The following is a 23,574-nucleotide window of genomic DNA, read 5'->3' as shown; positions in this document are numbered from 1 at the left end:
AGAAATGTATCCTAATAGATTTTTAGGATCATATTTACCGCTTACCCAAACATATCCAAAATCATCAGTAAGTAATTTACCATTAATATTAAAATCTTCCGTAGTAGTTTTGTTTATACCTAATACTCCTTTTTTAATATATATCCCTGCGGATATACTAAAAAACTCTAACCTTAGCTTTTTAAAAAAAAAACTGAATTTCTCAATAAATCAAAATTTAAACTTCCTTCCTCATTTTCCAAAGAAAAGATAATTTTTTCAGCAGAATAATCTCCCATTTTTCCATTCTCTATTACTCCATCAACAAAAACCTTCCATCCTTTACTAGCCTCTTTATTCCCTTTCACAACTAAAGAACCTTTTCCTTCTATATCTGGTAGGTTAAATAACTTGGATATCTTTTCTAACCTTATGTTTTCACCACTTAAGTAAAATTTGCCAGAATTCTTCTCAAGATCATAATTCATATTTCCTGATGCCTTACCAATTTCCAAATCACCAGTAAAAGAGACTAAAAGCCCAGGTATCTTAGCATCCAGATTTAAGGCTATATTATCAAACTTGATATCATAAATAGTTCCGTCTTTAATATACACCTCTCCTGAAATCCAGGGTTTATCCCATGAATTCTTAATAATTAAATTTCCTTTTCCCTTTCCCTTAAATTTGAGGGAATTATTAAAGAACTCTTTATCTATTTTCTCTACATTAAGGTCCTTAAAAGATACTTGGACATCAGGATCTGGTGCTACTTTCCCACTGAAATTTGCAGAAGCTTCAAACCAAACCCCATTTCCTTGCACAACTGATATATTTTCATTATTTATTTTTACCTTCATACATACATTCTCTATTATTCCTGGAATACCAGATATGCTTCCTTTTACCTCTTTTGTATCTATTTCCCCACTGTAACTCCATTTATCTTTTTCCCCTTTTGTATTAAACCATCCTGAAAAAGTTCCCTCTTCAACCTTAAACATATCAGGTAGAAATATAGGAGCCCATATTGTAGCATTAGCATTTTTAAACTCAAAAGTTAAATCTCCCGATGATTTGGTAAAATTATAATATCCATAGGCTTTTATGTTTTGTCCACCAACCAAGATTGTAGCTACATTATAATTTATGACTTGATTTTTATAAGATAAATCTCCATTTACCTTATTTATCTCTATATCTTTCTTAAGCTTCAAATCCCTGATTACAAAAATTCCATCTTTTATTCTTCCCTTAATCTCAATATTGATATTTTGAGAAGATGTTCCAGATTTTCCAATACCAGGAATTTCAGGAAACTTCCATTCCCCTTTTTCATCATGTATTATTATTATTTTGGGTTTTATAAGTTCTAAAGTAATAGGAGAAAGCTTTATAGCATCTCCCACTGAAAGGCTTACATTGGTAAATGATGCAAAATTTCCAAGCTCTAACTTTGCAATCTGTATCTCATTTGGAAAGATATACCTTACATCTTCCACCTTAAAAGTTTCTCCAAAATTTCTATTCAATACATAAACTACGACATACCTTACCCATAATGGTGATGTTACGTATATAATTCCTATTAATATAAAAACTATACTAAAGACTAAGATCAGAAACTTTTTTGCCTTCTTCATAACTCACTCTCTTAACATTTGCTCCTAATGCAGAAAGCTTTTCTTCTAAAGCCACATATCCTCTATCTATATGTTCATCCACATCTAATACCTCTGTAACTCCTTCTGCCACTAAACCTGCAAGTACTAAGGCAGCACCTGCTCTTAGATCTGTAGCCTCTACAGGTGCTCCTTTCAATTTTTCAACTCCCTGTATCAAAGCTGTTCTTCCATCTATACTTATTTTAGCACCTAATCTCAACAATTCTCCTACGTGTAAGAATCTATTTTCAAAAACAGTCTCAACTATCAAACTTGTACCCTGAGCAAGGCTTAAAAATACCATCATTTGAGGTTGAAGATCTGTAGGAAAACCAGGATAAGGCATAGTAGTTACCTCTATTCCTTTCCAAACCTTTTCACCTTTAACCCTTACCTCTCTATCCCTTATTTGCAAAGAATTTACGCCAGCCTCTTTAAGCTTAATAAATAAACTTTGGAGATGTTCTGGTTCTATATTCTTTATTAATAAGTCTTTTCCTATCATTATTCCTGCTATTATAAAGGTCCCTGCTGCTATCCTATCAGGAATAATTTTATAATAATCAATGGGTTGTAATTCTTTCTTACCTTTTATATGTATGGTGGAAGTACCTAAGCCTTCAATTTCCGCTCCCATGCTTTTTAAAAAATTTCCTAGGTCTACAACTTCAGGTTCACAAGCTGCATTCTCTATTATAGTTTCTCCTTGAGCTAAAACAGCAGCCATCATAATATTTCTTGTAGCTCCTACGCTTGGTTTATCAAGATGAATTTTGGCTCCCTTTAACCCCTTTTTTGCTCTTGCACAAACAAAACCTTTATCTACAGTTATCTCTGCTCCTAAACTTTCAAAGCCTTTTATATGAAGATCCACTGGTCTTAAACCAATTCTACACCCACCTGGATAAGGAATCTCTGCTTCTCCAAAGTAAGCAAGTAGAGGTCCCATCAATTCAAAAGAAGCTCTCATTCGAGAAACTAATTCATAAGGAGCTCTATATCCCTTTGGCTCTCCTTTAATATGTACCTTATCTCCTTCTAAAAACTCTACGCTTAATCCTAAATATCTCAGTATTTCAGCCATTGTTAAGTTATCTTTTACAGGTGGAACATTATCCAAAATAAGATCTCCGGAGTTTAAAAGAGAGGCAGCCATAATAGGCAGAGAAGCATTTTTACTTCCCCATATATCTATTTCACCTTTAAGCTTATGTCTGCCTTCAATAATAAACTTATCTCTCATTCCAGCTTTATTTAAAGTAATATTATTTGGTTCCAAAAAGTCTGTCCCCTGCATCTCCAAGCCCCGGCACTATATATCCGTGATCATTTAGATACTCATCTACAGCAGCAGTATAAATTTCCACATCTGGGTAAACCTCTTTAAAAGCCTTAATACCTTCAGGAGCAGCTATTATACAAACAAATTTAATGTTTTTAACTTGCTTTGATTTCAAAATGGATATGGCTGCAATTGCTGATCCACCAGTAGCAAGCATTGGATCAACTACAATTACTTCTCTTTCATTTATGTCTTCTGGTAGCTTAGTATAATATTGGACTGGTTGAAGGGTATTTGGATCTCTATAAAGTCCTATATGACCAACCTTAGCTGAAGGAAGAATTTGTAGCATACCCTCAGCCATTACAAGACCAGCCCTCAATATAGGCACTATCGCCAAGTCTTTATTGTTTAAAACTTTTCCCTTTGCTTTACCAAGAGGAGTTTCCACTTCAACTTCTTTTAATGGTAAATCTCTTGTAACTTCATATAGCATAAGGCTTGATATCTCTGAAAGTAATTCTCTAAATTCTTTTGGCTGTGTATTTTTATCTCTTAATTTTGTAAGTTTATGTTGAACTAAAGGATGATCAACCAATTTAACCATTTAATTAATTCTCCTTTCTATAAATTGGAAATTGCTTGCAAAGCTCTTCTACTTCACTTTTTACCTTTTCCTTTACTTTATCATCCTTTATATTTGATAAAACCTCATGAATAAGTCTCGCAATATATCTCATTTCATCTTCTTTCATACCTCTTGTAGTTAAAGCTGGTGTACCAATCCTTATACCACTTGTAACAGTAGGTGGTTGAGGATCAAAGGGTATTGAATTTTTATTCACAGTAATACCAGCTTCTTCTAATGCTTTTTCAGCTTCTTTTCCAGTAATACCCTTATCTCTCAAATCTACTAACATGAGATGATTATCAGTACCACCACTTACCAATCTATATCCAAATCTCATAAGTTCATCAGCAAGAGCTTTAGCATTAAGTATAATTTGTCTTTGATACTCTTTAAACTCAGGAGACATAGCCTCTTTAAATGCTACAGCTTTGGCTGCAATTACATGCATAAGAGGACCACCTTGAATACCTGGAAATATAGCCTTATCAATATCCTTTGCAAACTCTTTTTTACAAAGGATAAAACCTCCTCTTGGTCCTCTTAAAGTTTTATGAGTAGTACTTGTAACAAATTGAGCATAAGGGACAGGAGATGGATGCAATCCTGCAGCAACCAGCCCTGCAATATGTGCCATATCAACCATAAGATAAGCACCTACATCCTCTGCTATACCTGCAAATTTTTCAAAATCAATAATACGAGGATACGCACTTGCCCCAGCAACAATAAGTTTTGGCTTTACTTCCTTTGCCAAATTCCAAACAGCATCATAATTTATTCTCTCAGTGTCTTTATCAACTCCATAAAAATAAAAATTAAAAAATTTACCAGAAAAATTTACAGGACTTCCATGGGTTAAGTGTCCCCCATGGGCCAAATTCATACCTAAAACCTTGTCTCCAGGATTTAACACTACAAAATAAACAGCCATATTTGCTTGACTTCCAGAATGAGGTTGAACATTTGCATGCTCAGCACCATAAATAGCCTTTACTCTTTCTCTTGCTATATCCTCTACCCTATCCATATAAAGACAACCACCATAATATCTTTTTCCAGGATAACCTTCAGCATACTTGTTAGTAAGAACAGAACCTTGAGCTTCAAGAACAGCTCTACTTACAAAATTTTCAGAGGCTATAAGTTCTAAATGATACTCCTCCCTATATTCCTCACCCTTTATTGCTTCATAAATTTCAGGATCTACATTAGGTAAGTACTTCACAGCTCCTCCTCCTCAATCATAGATATTTTTTGAATTCTTAATTTATGTCTTCCACCAGTAAACTCAGAATTTAGCCATACTTTTACTATCTCCTTTGCCAAATCATAACCAAGGATTCTCCCTCCTAATGCCAAAATGTTTGCATCATTATGTTCTCTACTTAATTTTGCCTCATAAGGATCTCTACATAAAGCAGCTCTTATACCTTTTACTTTGTTAGCTACAATACTCATACCTATACCTGTACCACAAATTAATATACCTTTTTCAAAACCCCCTCTTGCCACAGCCCTTGCTACTAATATCCCATAATCAGGATAATCTGTTCTTTCTGCCGAATAAGTTCCAAAATCATGATAACTAATATTCCATTCTTCTAACCATTTTTTTAATTCTTCTTTTAACAAATATCCTGCATGATCAGCCCCAATTGCAATCTTCATAGATCTACCCTCACCATCATATTTTTGATTAAGTCTTTTAATTCTTTTTCTACCTTATTACGAACTTCTCTATATGTCTCTATATCTTTACCATATGGATCCAAAATATCTTCATCACTTAGAGTAGATATCTTGTAGCTATATTTAGGATAAACACTTTTTAAAATCTCAGCTTGTTCTTTTGTCATAGTAAAAACACAATTAGCTCTTTCCATGAGTTCATTATCTATTTTTTTAGAAGAATGATTTGTAATATCAACACCTATCTCTTTCATTACTTCTTGAGAATATATAGATGCCTTATTTCCTTCCAAAGCAAATATACCTGCCGAGGAAACTTCAATTTCTATATCATACTCTTTAATAAGCTCACGAAAAAGATATTCTGCCATTGGACTTCTACAAGTATTTCCTGTACAAACGAATAATATCATCACTATTTATCACCTGCTGCTCTCTTTAGTCTATCCATAATTGCAAGACCTATTCCCTCTTCTGGATAAGATTCCGCAAGAATAATATCAACTTCCTTCTCCAATCTTCGTAAGGAGGGAAATAAATTTAAAGCAATATTATATAGATCAGATCTACTTCCTATAACATAAATTTTAAGATCTTTTGGATAAACATCTTTGGTTTCTTCTGAAGCAAGAACTCCCACTTTTTTACCTTCCTTTATCCAAGATTTTATTTTATTTTGCCATATTTCATTAAACTCTTCAATAATGTATAAAGGTACCTTAGGAGCATAATGTCTATATTTTAAGCCAGGAGAGGGAATATCTTCTTTTTTTACTTCTTTCCAAAAAACTATTTTTTTCTTTAATACTTTCTCAATTTCTTCTTTTGGACATGCTCCAGGCCTATATAAAACAGGTGGATCAGTAGTTATATCCAAAACTGTAGATTCTACTCCAAAACTTACATCTCCCCCATCAATTATTAAATCAACCTTATCTCCTAAATCCTCAAGAACGTGTTCAGCCTTAGTAGGACTTGGTCTTCCGGAAGCATTTGCAGAAGGAGCAGCTATTGGCCGTCCAAAAAGATTTAGAAGGGTTAGAGCAACCTTATTTTGAGGTTCTCTTATACCCACTTTGGGACTTCCACCTGTAACTATATCACTAACTATAGGTGATTTATAGAAAATTAAAGTTAATGGCCCTGGCCAAAAAGCTTCCATTAGTCTCTCAGCATCAGGTGGAACATCATCCACAAGACTATAGACTTGCTCCATATTTCCTACATGAACAATAATGGGATTATCAGGTGGCCTACCTTTAGCTTCAAAAATTCTTCTAACAGCCTCTTCATTCAAAGCATCAGCCCCAAGACCATAGACAGTCTCTGTAGGAAAAGCTACAAGACCACCTCTTCTTAATACTTCAATTGCTATATTTAAAATCTTTTCATCTGGATTGTTTCTATCTACCTTAATTATTTCCACCATATTAATTTGATCACTCTACTCTTTTGGGAAAGATCTTTGTATACATGAAATTCAAACTTAAGAAAGGTTCTTTTAATCAATTTTACTAAATTGTCATAAATAAACGGTGAAATTTCAAAAATAAATACACCTTTATCCATCTTTTTCAAGTCCTTAATAATATTCTCATAAAAAACACAACCATTCCAACCACCATAAAGAGACTCCCAAGGCTCTCTTTTAACTTCCTTTTGAAGAAAAGGCATTTCCCAAGAAGCAATATATGGTGGATTACTTAATATTAAATCAAATTGTAAATTTCTCATGATAATAGGGTGTAGATAAGGTCCTAAGAAGAATTTAATCTTATCTATAACCCCATATTTTTGAGCATTAATTTTTGCAAATTTTAGAGCAAAAGGTGATATATCACACGCATAAACAGTGAGATTGTCAATTTTCTTAGCTAACGTTACTGCTAAATTACCACTACCTACCCCGATGTCAACAATTTTTTTTGAAGAATAACTTTTGATAGTATCAATAGTCACATCTACTAATAATTCCGTTTCATTTCTCGGTATCAAAACCCCTTTATCTGTAAAGAACTCATAATCATAAAAAAATTTTTTCTTAAGGATATAACTTATAGGTATTCCTTTTTTCCTTAAACCTAATAGTTTTTTAATCTCCTTTACCTTTTCTTCTTCAATAAAATCTACCGTATAAATAAAGCTTCTATCTTTATTTAGAACGTAGGATATAAGTAATTCAGCTTCCAAATATGCAGAATCTGGATCTATGTCTTCTAATTCTCTTTTTAACCAAAATAATACTTCTCTAAGAGCCTGCACTTACTTCTTCAAAAAGTTTTTTAATTTGCTCTTCTTTTTCAGCAAGGATGAGCCTATCTATAAACTCATCCAGCTCTCCTGATAACACTTCTTCTAATTGGAAAGATGAATAATTTATTCTGTGATCCGTAACTCTTCTTTGTGGAAAATTATATGTTCTTATCTTTTCACTTCTTTCCCCACTTCCTACTTGAGCTCTTCTTTGAGAAGCGATCTCATTTTCTTTTTCCTTTTGATAGTATTCATACAATCTTGCTCTAAGAACTTTCATGGCCTTTTCTCTATTTTGATGCTGAGATCTCTCGTCTTGACATTGAACCACAATTCCAGATGGTATATGGGTTATTCTTACTCCTGATTCTGTCTTATTTACATGTTGTCCTCCTGCCCCACCAGATCTAAAAGTCTCAATCCTAAGATCCTTAGGATCAATTTCTATTTCCACTTCCTCCATTTCAGGAAGAACCGCAACAGTAGCGGTGGATGTATGAATTCTTCCACTTGACTCAGTCACAGGTACTCTCTGAACTCTATGCACTCCACTCTCAAATTTGAGCCTACTATAAGCACCTTTACCTTCAACAATAAATATAATCTCTTTATAACCCCCAAGTCCTGTTGGGTTAGAACTCACAATATCTACCTTCCATCCCTTCTTCTGGGCATATCCAATATACATTCTAAAAAGATCTGCAGCGAAAAGGGCAGCCTCCTCTCCTCCAGCTCCTGCTCTTATCTCCATAATAATGTTTTTCTCATCATTAGGATCCTTAGGCAAAAGAGCAGATTTTAATTCAAACTCCTTTTGTTCAATCTTTCTTTCTATTTCTTCCAATTCCATCTCAGCTAAATTTCTAATCTCTTCATCATTTTCTTCTCTTAATACTTCTTCTAAATCTTCTTTTTCCTTCAATAATTTTTTATAATCTCTAAAATTCTCCACTATTTCCGTAATTTTTGCTCTTTCTTTAAGAAGATTCTGGTATTTGTTAAAATCATTAATTACCTCCTGTTGAGCTAAGAGATCCTCAATCTCATTAAATCTTTTTTCTATTTCTTCTAATTTTTCAATCACTATATCTTGAAGCATTTTCCTCCAGTGTCACCTCCTTTAAAGCTACAATTGCTGTTTCTAATTGCATATCATCTGGTTCTTTTGTTGTAAAATACTGCATCCATAACCCTGGTTTAAGCAAGATTTTCCAAAAAATAGAATCAATATGCTCAGATCCTAATTTTATTATCTCGTAAGATATACTAAAAATCAATGGGATAAGCAAAACTCTAGTAATAATTCTTAAAAGAAAAGGCTGTTTACCTAAAAAGGCAAAAATAATTATACTTACTATCATTACTACCAATAGAAAAGAGGTTCCACAGCGGGGATGAAAACGAGGATATTTCCTGCAATTCTCAACTGTTAATTCTTCTCCTGCCTCATAACAGAATACCGTCTTATGTTCTGCACCATGATATTGGAAAACTCTATAGATTTCTTTTATCTTACTTATTAAATAAAGATAAATTACAAAAATAGCTAATCTTATAATTCCCTCTAAAAGTCTCAAAATTATTAAAGAATTTATATATACCTCTATAGGTTTTAATATAAGAAGGGGTAAGACAATAAATAATGCAACAAAAAGAAGAAATCCTAAAACTAATGCAATACCTATCTCGGCATTACTGGTTGGTTTTTCATCTTCCTCAAAAGCAATCGATGTGGAATAATTCAATGCTTTTATTCCCCAAAAGAGAGAATCCATTAAAACCATAAGACCTCTTAGTAAAGGTATTCTTGTCCAGTTTTTAAAAAAGGGCTGTAATCTCTCTTTCTTTACAATAATTTCTCCCTTTGGGTCTCTTACAGCAACAGCAATATCTATTCCCTTTCTCATCATTACTCCCTCGTAAACTGCTTGTCCACCAACTGACTCTTTTTTATTCTTCATCTTTATCTCTCCTTAAAACTGTATGGCAATTTCTACATCTTGCTTCATAGCTTTCAAAAGCTCCTACTAAAATAATTGGATCGTCATTGTATGCAGGTTTTCCATTAATTATTCTTTGAGTTCTACTGGCTAAATTTCCACATTTCATACAAATAGCATGAAGTTTATCAACGTATTCTGCTACTGCCATTAAATATGGCATAGGGCCAAAAGGTTCTCCTCTAAAATCCTGATCTAAACCTGCCACGATAACCCTTTTCCCTTTATCTGCTAATCTCTGGCAAACTTTTACAATTCCCATATCAAAGAATTGTCCTTCTTCTATAGCTACAACCTGAGTATCCTCGTCTACATACTTTTCTATGTCTGCACTATTACTCACAGCTATCGCCTCTATCTTCAAACCTGTATGAGATGTTATATAATCTTTATCATATCTTGTATCTAAACTGTGCTTAAAAACTTGCACTTTTTGTTTTGCAATTTGTGCTCTTCTAACTCTTCTAATTAACTCTTCACTTTTTCCACTATACATTCCTCCACAAATAACCTCTATCCACCCTGAAGGCATATTCATAAATTCCATAAATTATCACCTTCTCTCAGGAATACAGCTCTTTCCCTCAGGACATGGACCTCTAAAACAAGACGGTCCTGCATCTTCAAATATATTAGGTGCTACTTTTTTAACCAAATCTAACATTTCCCAAGCCATCTCCCTTATTTCCCATTGGGCAGAATTACATGTTCTTAAAGTAAAAAAATGAAGTAGTTCTCTGGCATTCATAGTAACAATTATTTTAGATTCCACAGCTTGGGGTAATAGATATCTTGCATCCTCCTTAGGAACTCCCATTTTTACAAGTTCCTCATAAGCATTAAAGGCTTTATCTAAAGTTTCTTTATATACTTTTTCCCTCTCCTTATCTATCAATATAGACTCAGGAATTACATATTCTTGCCTTATTTTTACATACCTCTGACTTTGTTGTGAATAAGATGCAATCCTATGTCTCACTAACTGATGAGTAGTAACTCTTGATATACCTTCTATATAAAAAGTAAAATTAGCATGCTCAAATATGGAAAAATGTTGTAAGGTTTTTGCCTTTTTTAAAAGACGAGAAATCTCCTCAAGAGTTAGTTTTTCTTCCAACTCTTCAATATTTCCCTGATAATGACATAATCTCATAGCCAGAGCACATACTTTTTCGGGCTCTGGCGTATAAGCTATTAGTTTTACCCTCAATTTTATTTAATTTCCCAATTATATTTTTTAGTAAATCTTTCTACTCTTCCCTCCGTATCCACAAATTTTCTTTGACCTGTAAAGAATGGATGGCATTTAGAGCATATTTCTACTGTCATATATTCCTTTGTTGATAAAGTCTCATAAACAGCCCCACATGCACATACTATCTTTGCTTTTTTCAATTCTGGATGAATACCTTTTTTCATGTTTCCTCTCCTTTCTTTACTATAAAATTTCCAAATTTACATTCTGAAAAATTATACCATAAAAATTATAAGGAGGCAGAAAGAAAATCTTCCTGCCTCCTTTTTACTTACCTTTACTTCAATTTAAATTAACGAGGCTCAACTATAAAACGGATGGCTGTTCTTTCTTCTCCATCAATTTGTACATCAGTAAATGCAGGAATACAAATTAAGTCAATGCCACTTGGAGCTACATAACCCCTGGTAATAGCAATTGCTTTAACTGCTTGGTTGACAGCTCCAGCACCAATTACTTGGATCTCAGCACGTCCCTTTTCACGAATTACACCTGCTAATGCACCAGCTACTGCATTAGGATTAGATTTAGCGGAAACTTTTAATACTTCTACCATAAACCTACCTCCTTTATATGTTCTTCCCATGGCAGACTTTTAAATTTTAAATTTCTCCCCTCCTTTGTAACCTGATAATGTTTTTTGTCTTTCCATTTACTTCTTCTACCTCTATAATCACCCCTTCCACTTTAAAAAGTCCTTTTTCTGGTACATCAAATTTTTGAGGTATTTGGAGAAGAAATTTCTTAAGAACAGCCTCCTTACCTACACCTAATATAGAATCGTAAGCCCCACACATACCTAAATCAGATATATAACCAGTTCCCCCTGGGAGAATTTTCTCATCAGCTGTCTGAACATGTGTATGTGTACCTACTACTGCTGTTACTCTTCCATCTAAAAAATATCCCATAGCTATCTTCTCAGACGTTGCTTCAGCATGCATATCCACTACTATTATTTTAGTATCTTTTTCCATTTCTTCAACTATATTATGCACTACTGTAAACGGATTTTCAATAGGTTCCATAAAAATACGTCCTTGTATATTAATTATACCAATTTTTTTGCCATAATATGAGACTGTAATATAGCCTCTACCAGGAACTCCCGAAGGATAATTAGCAGGTCTTAATACTCTCTCGTAATTCTCTAAAACAGAGATCCCTTCTTTTTTATCCCAAATATGATTACCACTTGTAAAAGCATCTATACCATAATCCATTAATTCTTTCAAAACACTTTCAGTAATACCAAATCCGGCAGCAGCATTTTCAATATTTGCAATTGTAAAATCAATTCCATATTCTTTTTTAATTTGAGGGAGAAGAAGCCCTACACCTCTTCTCCCTATTTTTCCTACTATATCACCAAGTATAAGAATATTCATAATTTATTTTGCGTACTCTACAGCCCTTGTTTCTCTTATTACAGTAACTTTTATTTGACCAGGATATTCCATTTCTTTCTCAATTTTTTTAGCAATCTGATAAGCTAATCTAGTAGCTGTCAAATCATCAACTTCTTCAGGGCTTACTAACACTCTAACTTCTCTTCCTGCCTGAATGGCATAAGCCTTTTCTACACCAGGAAATGACATAGCTATCTCCTCAAGCTTTTCCAGTCTCTTTATGTAAATTTCTATGCTTTCTCTTCTTGCTCCAGGCCTTACTGCAGAGATACTATCCGCTACTTGAATTATAACATCTAAAGTCTTAATAAGAGGAATCTCTTCATGATGAGCTGCCACTGCATGGATCACATCTGGATGCTCTCCATATCTCTTTAAAAGATCAGCTCCTAAGGTTGCATGCGATCCCTCAACCTCATAATCTATAGCTTTTCCTATATCATGTAAAAGCCCAGCCCTCTTTGCTAAATTTACATCCGCATGTAATTCTGCAGCAATAATTGCTGCAATTTTTGCAACCTCAATTGAGTGCTGAAGAACATTTTGTCCATAACTGGATCTATAATAAAGTCTTCCTAAAACCCTTACTAAATCAGGATGTAAATTTTGAAGACCTACTTCTATTGAAGCTCTTTCTCCCTCCTCTCTTATCTTACTCTCTACTTCTTTTCTTGCTTTATTTACCATTTCTTCTATTCTTGCAGGATGAATTCTCCCATCTTTTACTAATCTTTCTAAGGCAATTCGAGCAATTTCTCTTCTTACTGGATCAAAGGAAGAAAGAACCACAGCCTCTGGAGTATCATCAATTATAAGATCTACACCTGTCAAAGTCTCAAAAGTTCTTATATTTCTTCCTTCTCTACCTATTATTCTTCCCTTCATTTCTTCACTGGGCAAACTAACAACAGATACTGTAGATTCCACAGTATGATCCACTGCACATCTCTGAATTGCTTCCGTTAAAATCTCTCGAGCCTTTTCATCTGCTATCTCCTTATATTTTGCCTCTGCTTCTTTTATCCTCATAGCTATATCTCTTTGTAATTCTTCTTCCACCTTCTTGAGAATAATATCACGAGCTTCTTCTCTACTCATCTGAGCAACCTTTTGAAGCTCCATAAATGCTTCTTCTTCCAATTTCTTTAGATTTTCGAGTTTTTTATCTATTTCTTTTTCTTTATTGGAGAGAATTTCCTCTTTTCTCTCTAAATTTTCTTCTCTTTGAAGAATTCTCTTCTCCAAATTGAAAAGCTCTTGTCTTCTTTCCTTAATTTCCCTTTCAGTCTCAGACCTTAATTTAAAAATTTCTTCTTTAGCTTCTAATAAAGCAGTTCTTTTCCTTTCTTCTGCTTCCTCTTCAGCCTTTTTAACTATCTCCTCTGCTCTCTTTTCTGCGACTTGTATTGTTTTTTGCTCAATATTTTTCCTTATAAGATACCCGAGACCAACTCCTATAATAAGTGTGATTAAAGCTATTAATATGCTAATTTGAATTCACCTCCTTCCATTTTTCAAGCTCTTTTTCTAATTCCAAAATTGCTTTTTCCCATGTTGTCTCCTTTACTATCTTACCATACTTAAAAATTATAACTCTTTTATTTGAGCCTGCAATTCCTATATCTGCCCATTTCGCTTCACCAGGACCATTTACTTCACATCCCATTACAGCTATCGTTATATCTAATGGAAAATCCTTAAATCTTTTTTCTATTTCTTTAGCTACTTTTTCTACTGGAAAATGAGCTCTTGCACACATGGGACACGAAATAACTTTTATACCTCTTTGCCTTAATTCTAAGCTTTCCAATATATGGTATGCTACTTCTACTTCTTTTTCTGGAGAAGCAGAAAGAGAAACCCTAATTGTATCACCAATACCCTCATAAAGTAAGATACCAATTCCTACTGCGGACCTAACACTTCCTGGAACAAGTGTACCAGCTTCTGTTATTCCTATATGGAGAGGATATTTTACTTGGGAAGAAAGTAGCTTATAAGCCTGTATAGTCAAAGGAACAGATGAAGATTTAACAGACACAACTATATCAGTGAAATCATTCTCCTCTAATAATCTAATCTCATTTAAAACGCTCTCTACCAATGCCTCAGGAGTAACTCCACCATATTTTTCAAGAATCTCCCTGCTCAAAGAACCAGCATTACTACCTACTCTTATTGGTACGCCTCTTGCTTTTGCTTCCTTTGCTATTAAAGATATATATTTAGGATTCTTAATATTACCTGGATTTATTCTCAATTTGTCTGCCCCTTGCTCCAAAGCTATTAAAGCAAGTCTATAATCAAAGTGTATATCAGCAATAATAGGAATAGGGCTCTTTTTCTTTATCTTTCCCAGAGCTAAAGCTGAGTCTTTATCAGGTATTCCTAACCTTACTAACTCACAACCCTTCTTAGCCAATCTTCTAATTTGTCTAAGAGTAGACTTAACATCTACTGTAGGAGTCTTAGTCATAGACTGTACTCTTACAGGATTATCTCCACCAATCTCTACATTTCCTACTTTTACTACCCTTGTTCCTCTTCCCATCACTTTCTAAGTCTTAACACATCAAAGAAAGTAATAATGATCATGAGAAATAAGAGAATTAGTAGACCTATCCAATGTACTATTTCTTCTTTTTTAGTTTCAATAGGCTTTCCCCTTATTTTCTCAAGAATAATAAACAATATCCTACCTCCATCTAAAGCAGGAAATGGAAGTAAGTTAAATATCCCCAGTTGTACACTTAACAGTGCTGTAAAATTAAGATAATATACAAACCCTAAAGAAGCTACTTCTCCCGTCATCTTGGCAATACCAATCGGACCTGAAACTGATACCCCTTGAGCTCCTGTAAAAAGTGCTTTTAATACAAAGAAAATAAGCAAAAAAGCATTGATTAGCATAGCAAATCCATTTTTCAGTGCTAATGTTATAGGATATCTCTTAGGGATTGATCTAAAGACAATACCTATAATACCTCCCTTTCTCTCCTCATCCCATTGAGGTATAACTCTTAAAGTAATTAGTTTACCATCTCTTTCCACATCCACTGTTATTTCTTTTCTATCATTAGGGCTTTTTATAGATTTTGTAATAAGATTTACTACATCCTCTATTTTTTCTATTTTTATACCTTCTATCGAGATAATTTTATCACCTGGTAGAAAACCTGCCATTTGAGCTGGTTTACCTTCTACTACTCTATCAATTATAGGTATAGGTTGAGGAATTCCAATTAAAAAAATACTTACAAATAAAAGAAAAGCAACCAAAAAATTAAAAAAGGCTCCTGCAAAAAGTATTAAGAAGCGTTGCCATGGAGCCTTTTTATAGAATTTTCTTTCTTCTGGAACCTCCTCTTCTATTGGTAACTCTAAATCATCAACACCAGCCATTTTCACAAAACCACCAATAGGAATCAACCTCAATACAAATTTAGTCTCTTTACCTTTGTATTCATAAAGCTTAGGGCCAAAACCAATAGCATATTCAAAAACCTTAACCCCAAAAAGTTTAGCTAATATAAAATGTCCAAGTTCATGCGGTACAGTAAGTATAGCAAAAAGGACCAAAAACAAAATAATATCCATCTATTTTTTCACTCCTTTTTTATCTCTTCTCCTAAAAATCTAAAATTCTATTCAATAATACAGGTTACTCATAAATTTTTCAACCTCGTCTAAATTAGGGGGGTTAGCACCACGCCTTGTACAAGTTAAAGCAGCTACACTGTTAGCAAAAATAAGAATATTTTTTAACTCTTCTAAAGAAAGATTGGATATTTCTTTTTTAACTGTTTTGCCAAGCTTATATAAATAATATAAAAAGCCCCCCATAAAAGAGTCCCCAGCTCCTACAGTATCTATAACCTTTACCTTCATACCTGGCACTTTAACATAATTAGATTTTTGATAAGCAACAGATCCATCCTTTCCTAAAGTAACCACAAAAATTTTAACTCCCAAATTAATAAATTTCTCAGCAATTTTGTCTAAATCCTCTTCTCCATATAACCACTTCAAATCTGCCAAACTTACTTTTAATATATCCACCCTACTTACCCAATTTTCAAATCTTGATAAATACTGTTCCTTATTCACAATTAGATTTGGTCTTATGTTTGGATCAAAGGAAATTATACAATTTTTGTAATTTTCAAAAATCATTTTTTCAAAGACATAACAACCAGGTTCTCTAATCATTGATATAGATCCAAAATGAAGGATTTTAATTTTCTGTGAATCAATAAAAGGAATCTCTTCTTCTTTAAGCATAGTATCAGCAGTATTATCCCCATAAAATATAAAATAAGGTTCACTGTCCTTTAATATTACAAAAGCTAAAGTAGTAAGATATTTATCTCTTAACACAAAAGATGTATCCACATTATTTTTTATAAGATTAGAATAAAGAATCTCCCCAAAAGGATCATAAGAAATTTTACCAAAGAAATATACACGTGCTCTAAGCTTTCCAAGGGTAATAGCAACATTATATGGAGATCCTCCAGGATTAGGTACATACGCATATCCATCTCCTAAAGATATAGGCGTAAAATCTATTAAGGATTCTCCAGATACTAATATCATATTTTCTTTAACCTCCACATAAAAAATATTGTATTTAATTATAACCTATGATAGAATAAAACTAACACGAGTTAATATAAAGAGGTAAGGAGAAATGTATATAGATGATAAAATTTTTGGAGATTTAGAAAAAAAAGAATTTTTATCAAATAGAAAAATAGAAGAGCTTGAAAAGTTTCCTTATATAGAAATAATTCCTGAAGATCCAACTCCTAAGGATGAAATTAAAGTTATATTTACTTGTACTCCATCTCAGAATTATAAGACTATTTATTATAAAATAAAATCCCAAACATCAGAAATACAAGAAGTTTCAATTGAAATTAAAGATGTGATTTGGGATAATGATTTTTTTAGTTTTTTACAAATCTTAGAAACCCAAATTCCTCCTTTGAACAAAGAAGGTATAATTGAAATAACATTAAATCCGGAAGATGATTATGAAAAAGATTATTTTTCTTTTTCCATTGATGAATTTGAACCACCAAAGTGGTCCCAAGAAAGCATAATATATCACATCTTTGTTGATCGATTTGCAAAAGATAATTTTGAAGTGAGTTTATCTAATAATCTAAAAGAGAAACTTGGAGGTAATATCAAAGGAGTTATCAATCACCTTGATTATATAGAATCCTTAGGTATAAACACAATTTGGCTTTCTCCTATATTTAAATCAACTTCTTATCATGGATATGATATAGAGGATTATTTTGAAATTGATCCCGCATGGGGTAATAAAGATGATCTCAAAAAATTAGTTAATGATGCATTTGAAAGAGGAATTAGAATAATTTTGGACTTTGTACCAAATCATTTATCCTATTTAAATCCTATATTTCAAGATGCATTGAATAATAAAGATAGTAAATACAGAAATTGGTTCATTTTTAAGGACGATAATTCTTATGAATCATTCTTTGGAGTAAAATCCATGCCACAGATAAATCTAAAAAATAGAGAAGCAAGAAAATATATTATAGATGCAGCTAAATATTGGATTAAAAATTTCGGAATATCTGGATATCGATTGGATTATGCAATTGGACCAGATATCAATTTTTGGACTGAATACTATTATTCCATAAAAAGAGATTTTCCTGAAACTTTTCATTTTGGGGAGATAGTAGATACTCCCGAATATGTAAGAAGGTTTATAGGGAAAATGGATGGAGTACTTGATTTTTACCTTTTTAAATTAATAAGAGAGTTTTTTATAGGTAAAAAATGGAAATTAAAAGAATTTTTGAAAATTATAGATTTAAGATATAAATTTTACAAGAATCATATAAGGCTAATTTCGTTTTTAGAAAATCACGATTCTAATAGATTCCTTTTTGTAGCTAATGACAAAAGATTATTAAAAATAGCTTCCATATTTCAATTTTCACTTAATGATATACCCATAATATATAATGGACAAGAGATGGGTGCTAATCAATATAGAAACATGTTAGAAGGAAACAGGGCTCTTCATGAGTATGTACGACTACCTATACCCTGGGATGAAACTAAACAAGATTTAGAACTTATTGAGTTTTATAAAAAACTATCAAGAATTAGAAAAAATTATCCAGCCCTATATAAAGGAGATTTTACCTTAGGCCCTATAAAGGATATTATTAGCTTTTACAAGATTTATGATGATCAAAAAATACTGGTAATAATAAATAATACAAAAGATGAAAAAAATATATATCTTAATGGTGTTTTCAAAAATTTATTTAATAACAAGATTTATAAGAATGATTTGATAATTCATCCTTTTGAGGGATACATACTTCTTGAGCTAAATCACTAATTTTCTCTAATTTTACATTGTTAAAAAATCCTTCCTGATAAAGCTCTTTTAACACCTTTATGGTCTTTGGTCTTAAATGAAATATGAATATACCCCAACTTTTCCTCTCAGCTATCTTAATAGCTTGAGAAAACCTGTATTTTATTCTATCTTCTTGATTCTCATGATCTATAAATAACATATTTTCTAAAACAGGAACTCCCACTTTATTACCGATTTTTTTCCCTACTGAATTTAAAATAGTTTTACTATCCAAAAAGCTTAGGCCATATTTTTTGAAAACCTTTAACACTTTCTCCATAGTTTCATCGTCTTTTGTAACTTTCGATCCCATATGATTATTAACCCAACATATTTTAGCATCTCCAAATCTCTTTAGATGAAGTTTCACAATTTTATCTATTTCCTCTTCACTCATACCACTCATTATTGCTTCTGAAGTTAAATATTTTGCATCTTTCGGATAAGTAATTGATTCCATAGGAATATGCATCATTACTTCCCAACCCTTTTTGACAAACTTATATGCTAAGTCCTTTGTATGTGATGTAGGAATTATAGAAACATTCAATGTATAAGGAAAAGATAATAATTCTTCAACCCAATAATTATCTTCCACTAAATCATCTACCACGAAAGCTATTTTGGGCTGAGATGACTTATGAGATATGTTAATTGGAAAATATAAAAATATATTATCAAGCTCAATTGAATCACCATTAGGAAGATCTATATCTGAACTTAAAATATACTTTTCATATTTAGAAGATATGGTTCTCCTAATGTCATAATTTTTAATTATTTCTTTTCTAATCTGAGTATTATAGACAGTTGATCTAAAATAAACAGAATATAACTTCCAATTTATAATATAATCTCCAGTTTCTCTTCTTTTTCCCTCTATTATGTATCTTTCTATAAAAGGCTTATATTCAGATAAAATTTTATTTATTTCACCTGATTCAACATTTATTTCAATCCTATTTTTCACAAATTTTTTATCATCTTTTAAAACTTCCTCTTTTCTGTTTTCCTTACATCCATAAAAAACCAATAGAAAAAATAAAAATAAAATTCCTATCGTCCATATCTTTCTTTCCATAATTTTTTAATCCTTTCTTTTATTATTTTCTCCTTTCCTTGCTCAGTTGGATTATAAAAAACCTCATTCACATCATATGGTAAATATCTTTGAATTACAAAATGTTCCGGAAAATCATGAGGGTACAAATAATCATGAGAACTTCCCCATAAATGCTTTGGAATCTCTGACACTCCTTTCTCCTGTATGTAATTCATGGCTTTTTCTATGGAAGATATCACACTATTACTCTTTGGAGCAGTCGCAAGGTATATGGTAGCTTCAGCTAAAGGAATTCTTGCCTCTGGCATACCTACCACATCCACAGCATAATATGCAGACTGAGCAATCAATAAGGCTAAAGGATCTGCCATTCCTATATCTTCAGCAGCATGGATTATAAGTCTTCGAGCAATAAATCGCGGATCTTCTCCTGCAAGAAGCATCTTAGCCAGATAATATAAAGCAGCATCGGGATCAGAACCTCTTATGCTTTTAATAAATGCTGATATAGTGTGATAATGCTCGTCCCCTTTTTGATCATATCTTATCACCCTTTTCCCTATTACCTCTCTTACCACAGATGCATCAATAAGGACTTTTCCATCTTCATCAGCTTTTGCAACAAAGGAAGCAATTTCTAAGGTATTAAGAGCAATCCTTGCATCACCATTGGCAAACCTAACTATTTCATCAACAGCATCTTGAGAAATTACAATGTTTTTTCCCCCTAAACCTCTTTCCCTATCTTTTATTGCTCTGTCAATTAATATCCTTAGTTTATCATCTGTTAAGGGCTTCAGTTCTATAATCCTACAACGAGAAAGAAGGGTTGTATTTAAAGCAAAAAGAGGGTTTTCAGTAGTAGCACCTATAAGAATTATTATACCTTTTTCTACAAAGGGTAGTAGCACATCTTGTTGTAATTTATTGAAATGATGTATTTCATCAAGAAATAAAACAGTTTTCTTTTTATAAAGTTCAATATTTCTTTGAGCTTTTTGAAGGGCTTCTTTAAGATCTTGTACTCCAATTATAGCAGCATTTAATTCTATAAAATCAGCATTTATCTCCTTAGCTAACAGAATAGAAAGGGTAGTCTTTCCAGATCCTGGAGGGCCAAAGATAATAAGGGAAGGTAAATAACCTTTTTGAACTGTCCTTCTTAAAAAAGATCCTTCACCTATAATCTCCTCTGCACCAAGAAACTCATCAAAACTTCTTGGCCTCATTCTGTATGAAAGAGGTTGAAAACTATTATCCTCTTTAAATAGCTTTTCTTGCCTATCCATCTAAGAAGTGCCTAAAAACCACCTGAAAATTTTTTATTATATCTCCCTTACTTTGCATTATATAAATCCCATTATCAAAAGCGTATACACCATCTTTTAAAGATAAGACATTTATTTTTTTACTTTTCATAAATCTTCTTTCTAATAGAGAATATATATTTTCAATTATATTTCTTTCTATTTTTAATGTTGTATCAATAAAAAATATTGTAATCTTTGGTTTTAATACTTCTCTTCTTCCTAAAAATTCCCAAATTTCTCTTAGTCTTATATTATTAGGAGGACTTGTTTTACACTCCACATACAATAAGTTATTCTCTAATATGGAGAGGATATCAAAGTCTCCTCCACCTTTAATCTCCTTTATTTTTATTCCCCAAATCGTGGGCATATAAAATTCCCTTTTTAATATCTCCGATATGAACCACTCTAAAGTTTCTCCAAAATTATCCAAATAAAAGTAAGAAAACAAATACTGATCTCCTTTTAAACTTTCTATAATATGAGCTTTCAATAAAAAATTCCATTGTTCTTCTACTTCATCCTTTTTCCAGCGAGAAAAAAGAGTTTCACAATCAATATAATCATCTTTTCTAAATAGTAAAAGATCACCTAAAAAGCGTCTAAATCTATAATTAAAAAGTCTTTGATAATATTCGTCTAAAAACTCCCCTCCTTTAGGTACTATCACCCTCTCAATAGGACATTCTTCTATTATCTCATATCCTCTACGCCAAAGTGCTCTTCTTACCTCTTCAGAATTCATTAAATCAATCTTTATCTTCCTCTAACATCTTTAGAATTTTTTCCAGTACTTTATCTTTGCCATTATCCCTTTCTTCTTTTGTATAAACCCTAATCACTTCATCTAAAGATACTAATTCTCTTCTTTCTTCGTCATATTCTACAATAAGCTTACTTAATGGTACATGATGATCTACTACTACTCCCTTCCCCTGCTTAGTTTCTACAATACTACCTTTGGGAGGCATCTCTTCCTTAATTTTTTGATATGTTTCATATTCATAAGCTAAACAGCACATGAGTCTTCCGCATATTCCAGATATTTTTAATGGATTTAAAGCCAAAGATTGCTCCTTTGCCATCTTAACAGAAATAGATTCAAATTCTTGCAAAAAAAGATGACAACACACTTCTCTACCACATATTCCTAAGCCTCCCATATATTTTACTTCATCTCTTACTCCTACCTGATGTAATTCAATTCTTGTTTTATATTGTGAAGCAAGATCTTTTACTAATTCTCTAAAATCTACTCTATCTTCAGAAGCAAAATGTATCGTTATCTTGCTATAATCAAAAGTTATTTCACAAGCAAGCATTTTCATAGGAAGAGACATTTCATTTGCCTTTTTTTGAGCATACTCTAAAATTTGTTTCTCCTTTTCCCTATATCCTCTTATCTTCTCTAAATCTTCTTCTGTTGCTCTTCTTAGTATAGGTTTTAAGGGAGATGGAGGTTGAAAACCATCTGGAGGCTCAAAGGGCGGAATTGCTACTCTACCTGCCTCTGTTCCTTGTACAGTTTTAACAATTACCCAATCTCCTACTTTTAAATTTAAATCATTAGTAGAAAAATAATAAACCTTCAAACTTCTTAATCTAATACCTACCACATATTCTTTAGCTTTAATTTCTTCCATCATCCTTTTATCCCTACTCTCAAAAATAAGGTTTCTAATGTAAGAGTCAAATTTGCATTATTTCTAATATTCCTAATAGCATCCTGCGTCATTCTAAAGAAAATTTTCAAATCCTCTAAGGAATATTCTTGAGATTTTCTCGCAATCTCTATAGAAAAATCTTTCTGAGTTATAAAATCCTCTTTCTGTAATAGTTTCCAGAAAAACATATCTCTCCACCAAAAAAGAACTAATTCTAAATAATTAATTATCTTTTCATTATCCTTTTCTTCTACAAGAAAATCAACTACCTCAAATGGAGAATATAATTTTTCTTTCTTTAGTAAAGTTAAGTATTTAAAAAGCTCAATTCTTTTATTCCAATTTTCTTCTTCATTCCAATACAAAGCCTTTCCAACACTTCCTTGGGATAAAGATATTAATATATCAATTCTATCTTCTGGAACTCTATCTTCTATAATTTTTCGGACTTCTTCCTCGTTAAGATATGAAAAATTAATAATCTGACTCCTTGATATTATAGTAGGAAGAAGAAGCTCAGGACGATAAGCTATCAATATAAATATGGTATATTCCGGAGGCTCCTCAAGTATCTTCAAAAGGGCATTTGCCCCTTCATTTCTCAATTGATGAGCATCGTCTAAAATAAAAACCTTATAATTACTTACATAAGGCTTTAAATAAGCTTCCCTTCTCAAATCTTTAATCTGCTGTATCTTATACCACATTCCATCAGGTTGAAGATACAATAGATCAGGATGACTCAATTTCTTTATATTTAGACAAGTCTCACACTCCCCACATCCCTCAAAAGGTTCTACTTTACAATTTAAAGCCTGAACCAAAGAAATAGCTGTTAACTTTTTACCTACCCCTTCAGGACCCACAAAAAGATAGGTTTGGGATACTTTGTTCTCCTTAAGGGATTTCCTGAGTATTTTTATAGCTAAATCCTGACCTATAACCTCTTTAAATGCCATC

At 32.4% G+C, this 23,574-nt stretch carries 25 protein-coding genes; 1 reads left to right on the top strand and 24 read right to left on the bottom strand.

The window, feature by feature from the left end; all coding sequences use genetic code 11:
- Positions 1-173: 173 nt before the first annotated feature.
- From ACY3JJ_RS04315 to ACY3JJ_RS04225, 19 genes are all read right to left on the bottom strand, one after another.
- Complete coding sequence (locus tag ACY3JJ_RS04315; RefSeq protein WP_463092538.1) at positions 174-1,622, bottom strand: translocation/assembly module TamB domain-containing protein; 1,449 nt, start codon at positions 1,620-1,622, stop codon at positions 174-176.
- Entirely contained in the window at positions 1,585-2,886 is a 1,302-nt protein-coding gene (murA, locus tag ACY3JJ_RS04310) for a UDP-N-acetylglucosamine 1-carboxyvinyltransferase (RefSeq protein ID WP_463092583.1), read from the bottom strand. The genes ACY3JJ_RS04315 and murA overlap by 38 nt, the downstream gene beginning before the upstream one ends.
- A 22-nt stretch (positions 2,887-2,908) precedes the next feature.
- On the bottom strand, positions 2,909-3,532 hold the full coding sequence (gene upp / locus ACY3JJ_RS04305) for a uracil phosphoribosyltransferase (RefSeq protein WP_463092537.1): 624 nt from the start codon (positions 3,530-3,532) through the stop codon (positions 2,909-2,911).
- Between the two features lie 4 nt (positions 3,533-3,536).
- Positions 3,537-4,781, bottom strand: coding sequence for a serine hydroxymethyltransferase (locus ACY3JJ_RS04300; protein WP_463092536.1), 1,245 nt, complete (start codon positions 4,779-4,781; stop codon positions 3,537-3,539).
- A complete protein-coding gene (rpiB, locus tag ACY3JJ_RS04295) occupies positions 4,778-5,224 on the bottom strand; it encodes a ribose 5-phosphate isomerase B (protein ID WP_463082411.1) in 447 nt (148 codons plus the stop codon). The genes ACY3JJ_RS04300 and rpiB overlap by 4 nt, the downstream gene beginning before the upstream one ends.
- Complete coding sequence (locus ACY3JJ_RS04290; protein WP_463092582.1) at positions 5,221-5,658, bottom strand: low molecular weight protein arginine phosphatase; 438 nt, start codon at positions 5,656-5,658, stop codon at positions 5,221-5,223. The genes rpiB and ACY3JJ_RS04290 overlap by 4 nt, the downstream gene beginning before the upstream one ends.
- Before the next feature lie 2 nt (positions 5,659-5,660).
- On the bottom strand, positions 5,661-6,674 hold the full coding sequence (locus ACY3JJ_RS04285) for an L-threonylcarbamoyladenylate synthase (RefSeq protein WP_463082413.1): 1,014 nt from the start codon (positions 6,672-6,674) through the stop codon (positions 5,661-5,663).
- Positions 6,662-7,507, bottom strand: a complete 846-nt coding sequence (prmC, locus tag ACY3JJ_RS04280; protein WP_463092535.1) for a peptide chain release factor N(5)-glutamine methyltransferase — start codon at positions 7,505-7,507, stop codon at positions 6,662-6,664. Before prmC ends, ACY3JJ_RS04285 begins: the two co-directional genes overlap by 13 nt.
- Positions 7,494-8,597 (bottom strand): peptide chain release factor 1, encoded by a 1,104-nt coding sequence (gene prfA / locus ACY3JJ_RS04275; RefSeq protein WP_463082415.1) that lies wholly within the window; start codon positions 8,595-8,597, stop codon positions 7,494-7,496. The genes prmC and prfA overlap by 14 nt, the downstream gene beginning before the upstream one ends.
- The gene (locus ACY3JJ_RS04270) at positions 8,575-9,459 is read right to left on the bottom strand and encodes a DUF1385 domain-containing protein (RefSeq protein ID WP_463092534.1); all 885 of its coding nucleotides are present in this window, start codon (positions 9,457-9,459) and stop codon (positions 8,575-8,577) included. The genes prfA and ACY3JJ_RS04270 overlap by 23 nt, the downstream gene beginning before the upstream one ends.
- Entirely contained in the window at positions 9,449-10,045 is a 597-nt protein-coding gene (locus ACY3JJ_RS04265) for a thymidine kinase (protein WP_463092533.1), read from the bottom strand. The genes ACY3JJ_RS04270 and ACY3JJ_RS04265 overlap by 11 nt, the downstream gene beginning before the upstream one ends.
- Positions 10,046-10,051: 6 nt before the next feature.
- Positions 10,052-10,708: an FAD-dependent thymidylate synthase gene (thyX, locus tag ACY3JJ_RS04260; protein ID WP_463092532.1), complete on the bottom strand. Its 657-nt coding sequence runs from the start codon at positions 10,706-10,708 to the stop codon at positions 10,052-10,054.
- A 2-nt stretch (positions 10,709-10,710) separates the two neighbouring features.
- Entirely contained in the window at positions 10,711-10,917 is a 207-nt protein-coding gene (gene rpmE / locus ACY3JJ_RS04255) for a 50S ribosomal protein L31 (RefSeq protein ID WP_012583166.1), read from the bottom strand.
- Between the two features lie 128 nt (positions 10,918-11,045).
- A complete protein-coding gene (locus ACY3JJ_RS04250; RefSeq protein WP_012548757.1) occupies positions 11,046-11,309 on the bottom strand; it encodes a stage V sporulation protein S in 264 nt (87 codons plus the stop codon).
- Between the two features lie 46 nt (positions 11,310-11,355).
- Positions 11,356-12,141 carry a TIGR00282 family metallophosphoesterase gene (locus ACY3JJ_RS04245; RefSeq protein WP_463092531.1) on the bottom strand — a complete coding sequence of 262 codons (786 nt, stop codon included), beginning with the start codon at positions 12,139-12,141 and terminating at the stop codon, positions 11,356-11,358.
- 3 nt (positions 12,142-12,144) lie between these two features.
- A complete protein-coding gene (gene rny / locus ACY3JJ_RS04240) occupies positions 12,145-13,659 on the bottom strand; it encodes a ribonuclease Y (RefSeq protein ID WP_463092581.1) in 1,515 nt (504 codons plus the stop codon).
- Entirely contained in the window at positions 13,649-14,713 is a 1,065-nt protein-coding gene (ispG, locus tag ACY3JJ_RS04235) for a flavodoxin-dependent (E)-4-hydroxy-3-methylbut-2-enyl-diphosphate synthase (protein ID WP_463083641.1), read from the bottom strand. The genes rny and ispG overlap by 11 nt, the downstream gene beginning before the upstream one ends.
- A complete protein-coding gene (rseP, locus tag ACY3JJ_RS04230) occupies positions 14,713-15,759 on the bottom strand; it encodes an RIP metalloprotease RseP (protein WP_463092530.1) in 1,047 nt (348 codons plus the stop codon). Before rseP ends, ispG begins: the two co-directional genes overlap by 1 nt.
- Before the next feature lie 51 nt (positions 15,760-15,810).
- Complete coding sequence (locus ACY3JJ_RS04225) at positions 15,811-16,758, bottom strand: carbohydrate kinase family protein (RefSeq protein WP_463092529.1); 948 nt, start codon at positions 16,756-16,758, stop codon at positions 15,811-15,813.
- 94 nt (positions 16,759-16,852) lie between these two features.
- Between ACY3JJ_RS04225 and ACY3JJ_RS04220 the strand changes: the two genes are divergently transcribed.
- Entirely contained in the window at positions 16,853-18,556 is a 1,704-nt protein-coding gene (locus ACY3JJ_RS04220) for an alpha-amylase family glycosyl hydrolase (RefSeq protein ID WP_463092528.1), read from the top strand.
- Here the strand turns inward: ACY3JJ_RS04220 and ACY3JJ_RS04215 are convergent.
- From ACY3JJ_RS04215 to holB, 5 genes are read right to left on the bottom strand one after another with little or no spacing between them, the layout of a single operon-like run.
- A complete protein-coding gene (locus ACY3JJ_RS04215; protein ID WP_463092527.1) occupies positions 18,480-19,658 on the bottom strand; it encodes a divergent polysaccharide deacetylase family protein in 1,179 nt (392 codons plus the stop codon). The genes ACY3JJ_RS04220 and ACY3JJ_RS04215 overlap by 77 nt on opposite strands.
- Positions 19,634-20,929, bottom strand: coding sequence for a replication-associated recombination protein A (locus ACY3JJ_RS04210; protein WP_463092526.1), 1,296 nt, complete (start codon positions 20,927-20,929; stop codon positions 19,634-19,636). Before ACY3JJ_RS04210 ends, ACY3JJ_RS04215 begins: the two co-directional genes overlap by 25 nt.
- Positions 20,922-21,695, bottom strand: a complete 774-nt coding sequence (locus ACY3JJ_RS04205) for a hypothetical protein (protein WP_463092525.1) — start codon at positions 21,693-21,695, stop codon at positions 20,922-20,924. The genes ACY3JJ_RS04210 and ACY3JJ_RS04205 overlap by 8 nt, the downstream gene beginning before the upstream one ends.
- 4 nt (positions 21,696-21,699) lie before the next feature.
- Complete coding sequence (locus tag ACY3JJ_RS04200; protein WP_463092524.1) at positions 21,700-22,596, bottom strand: PSP1 domain-containing protein; 897 nt, start codon at positions 22,594-22,596, stop codon at positions 21,700-21,702.
- Positions 22,593-23,573 (bottom strand): DNA polymerase III subunit delta', encoded by a 981-nt coding sequence (gene holB, locus ACY3JJ_RS04195; RefSeq protein ID WP_463092523.1) that lies wholly within the window; start codon positions 23,571-23,573, stop codon positions 22,593-22,595. Before holB ends, ACY3JJ_RS04200 begins: the two co-directional genes overlap by 4 nt.
- Position 23,574: the final 1 nt, after the last annotated feature.

The sequence above is a fragment of the Dictyoglomus sp. DH genome (genome assembly GCF_055181375.1).
This window is presented reverse-complemented; position numbering and strand designations above follow the sequence as displayed.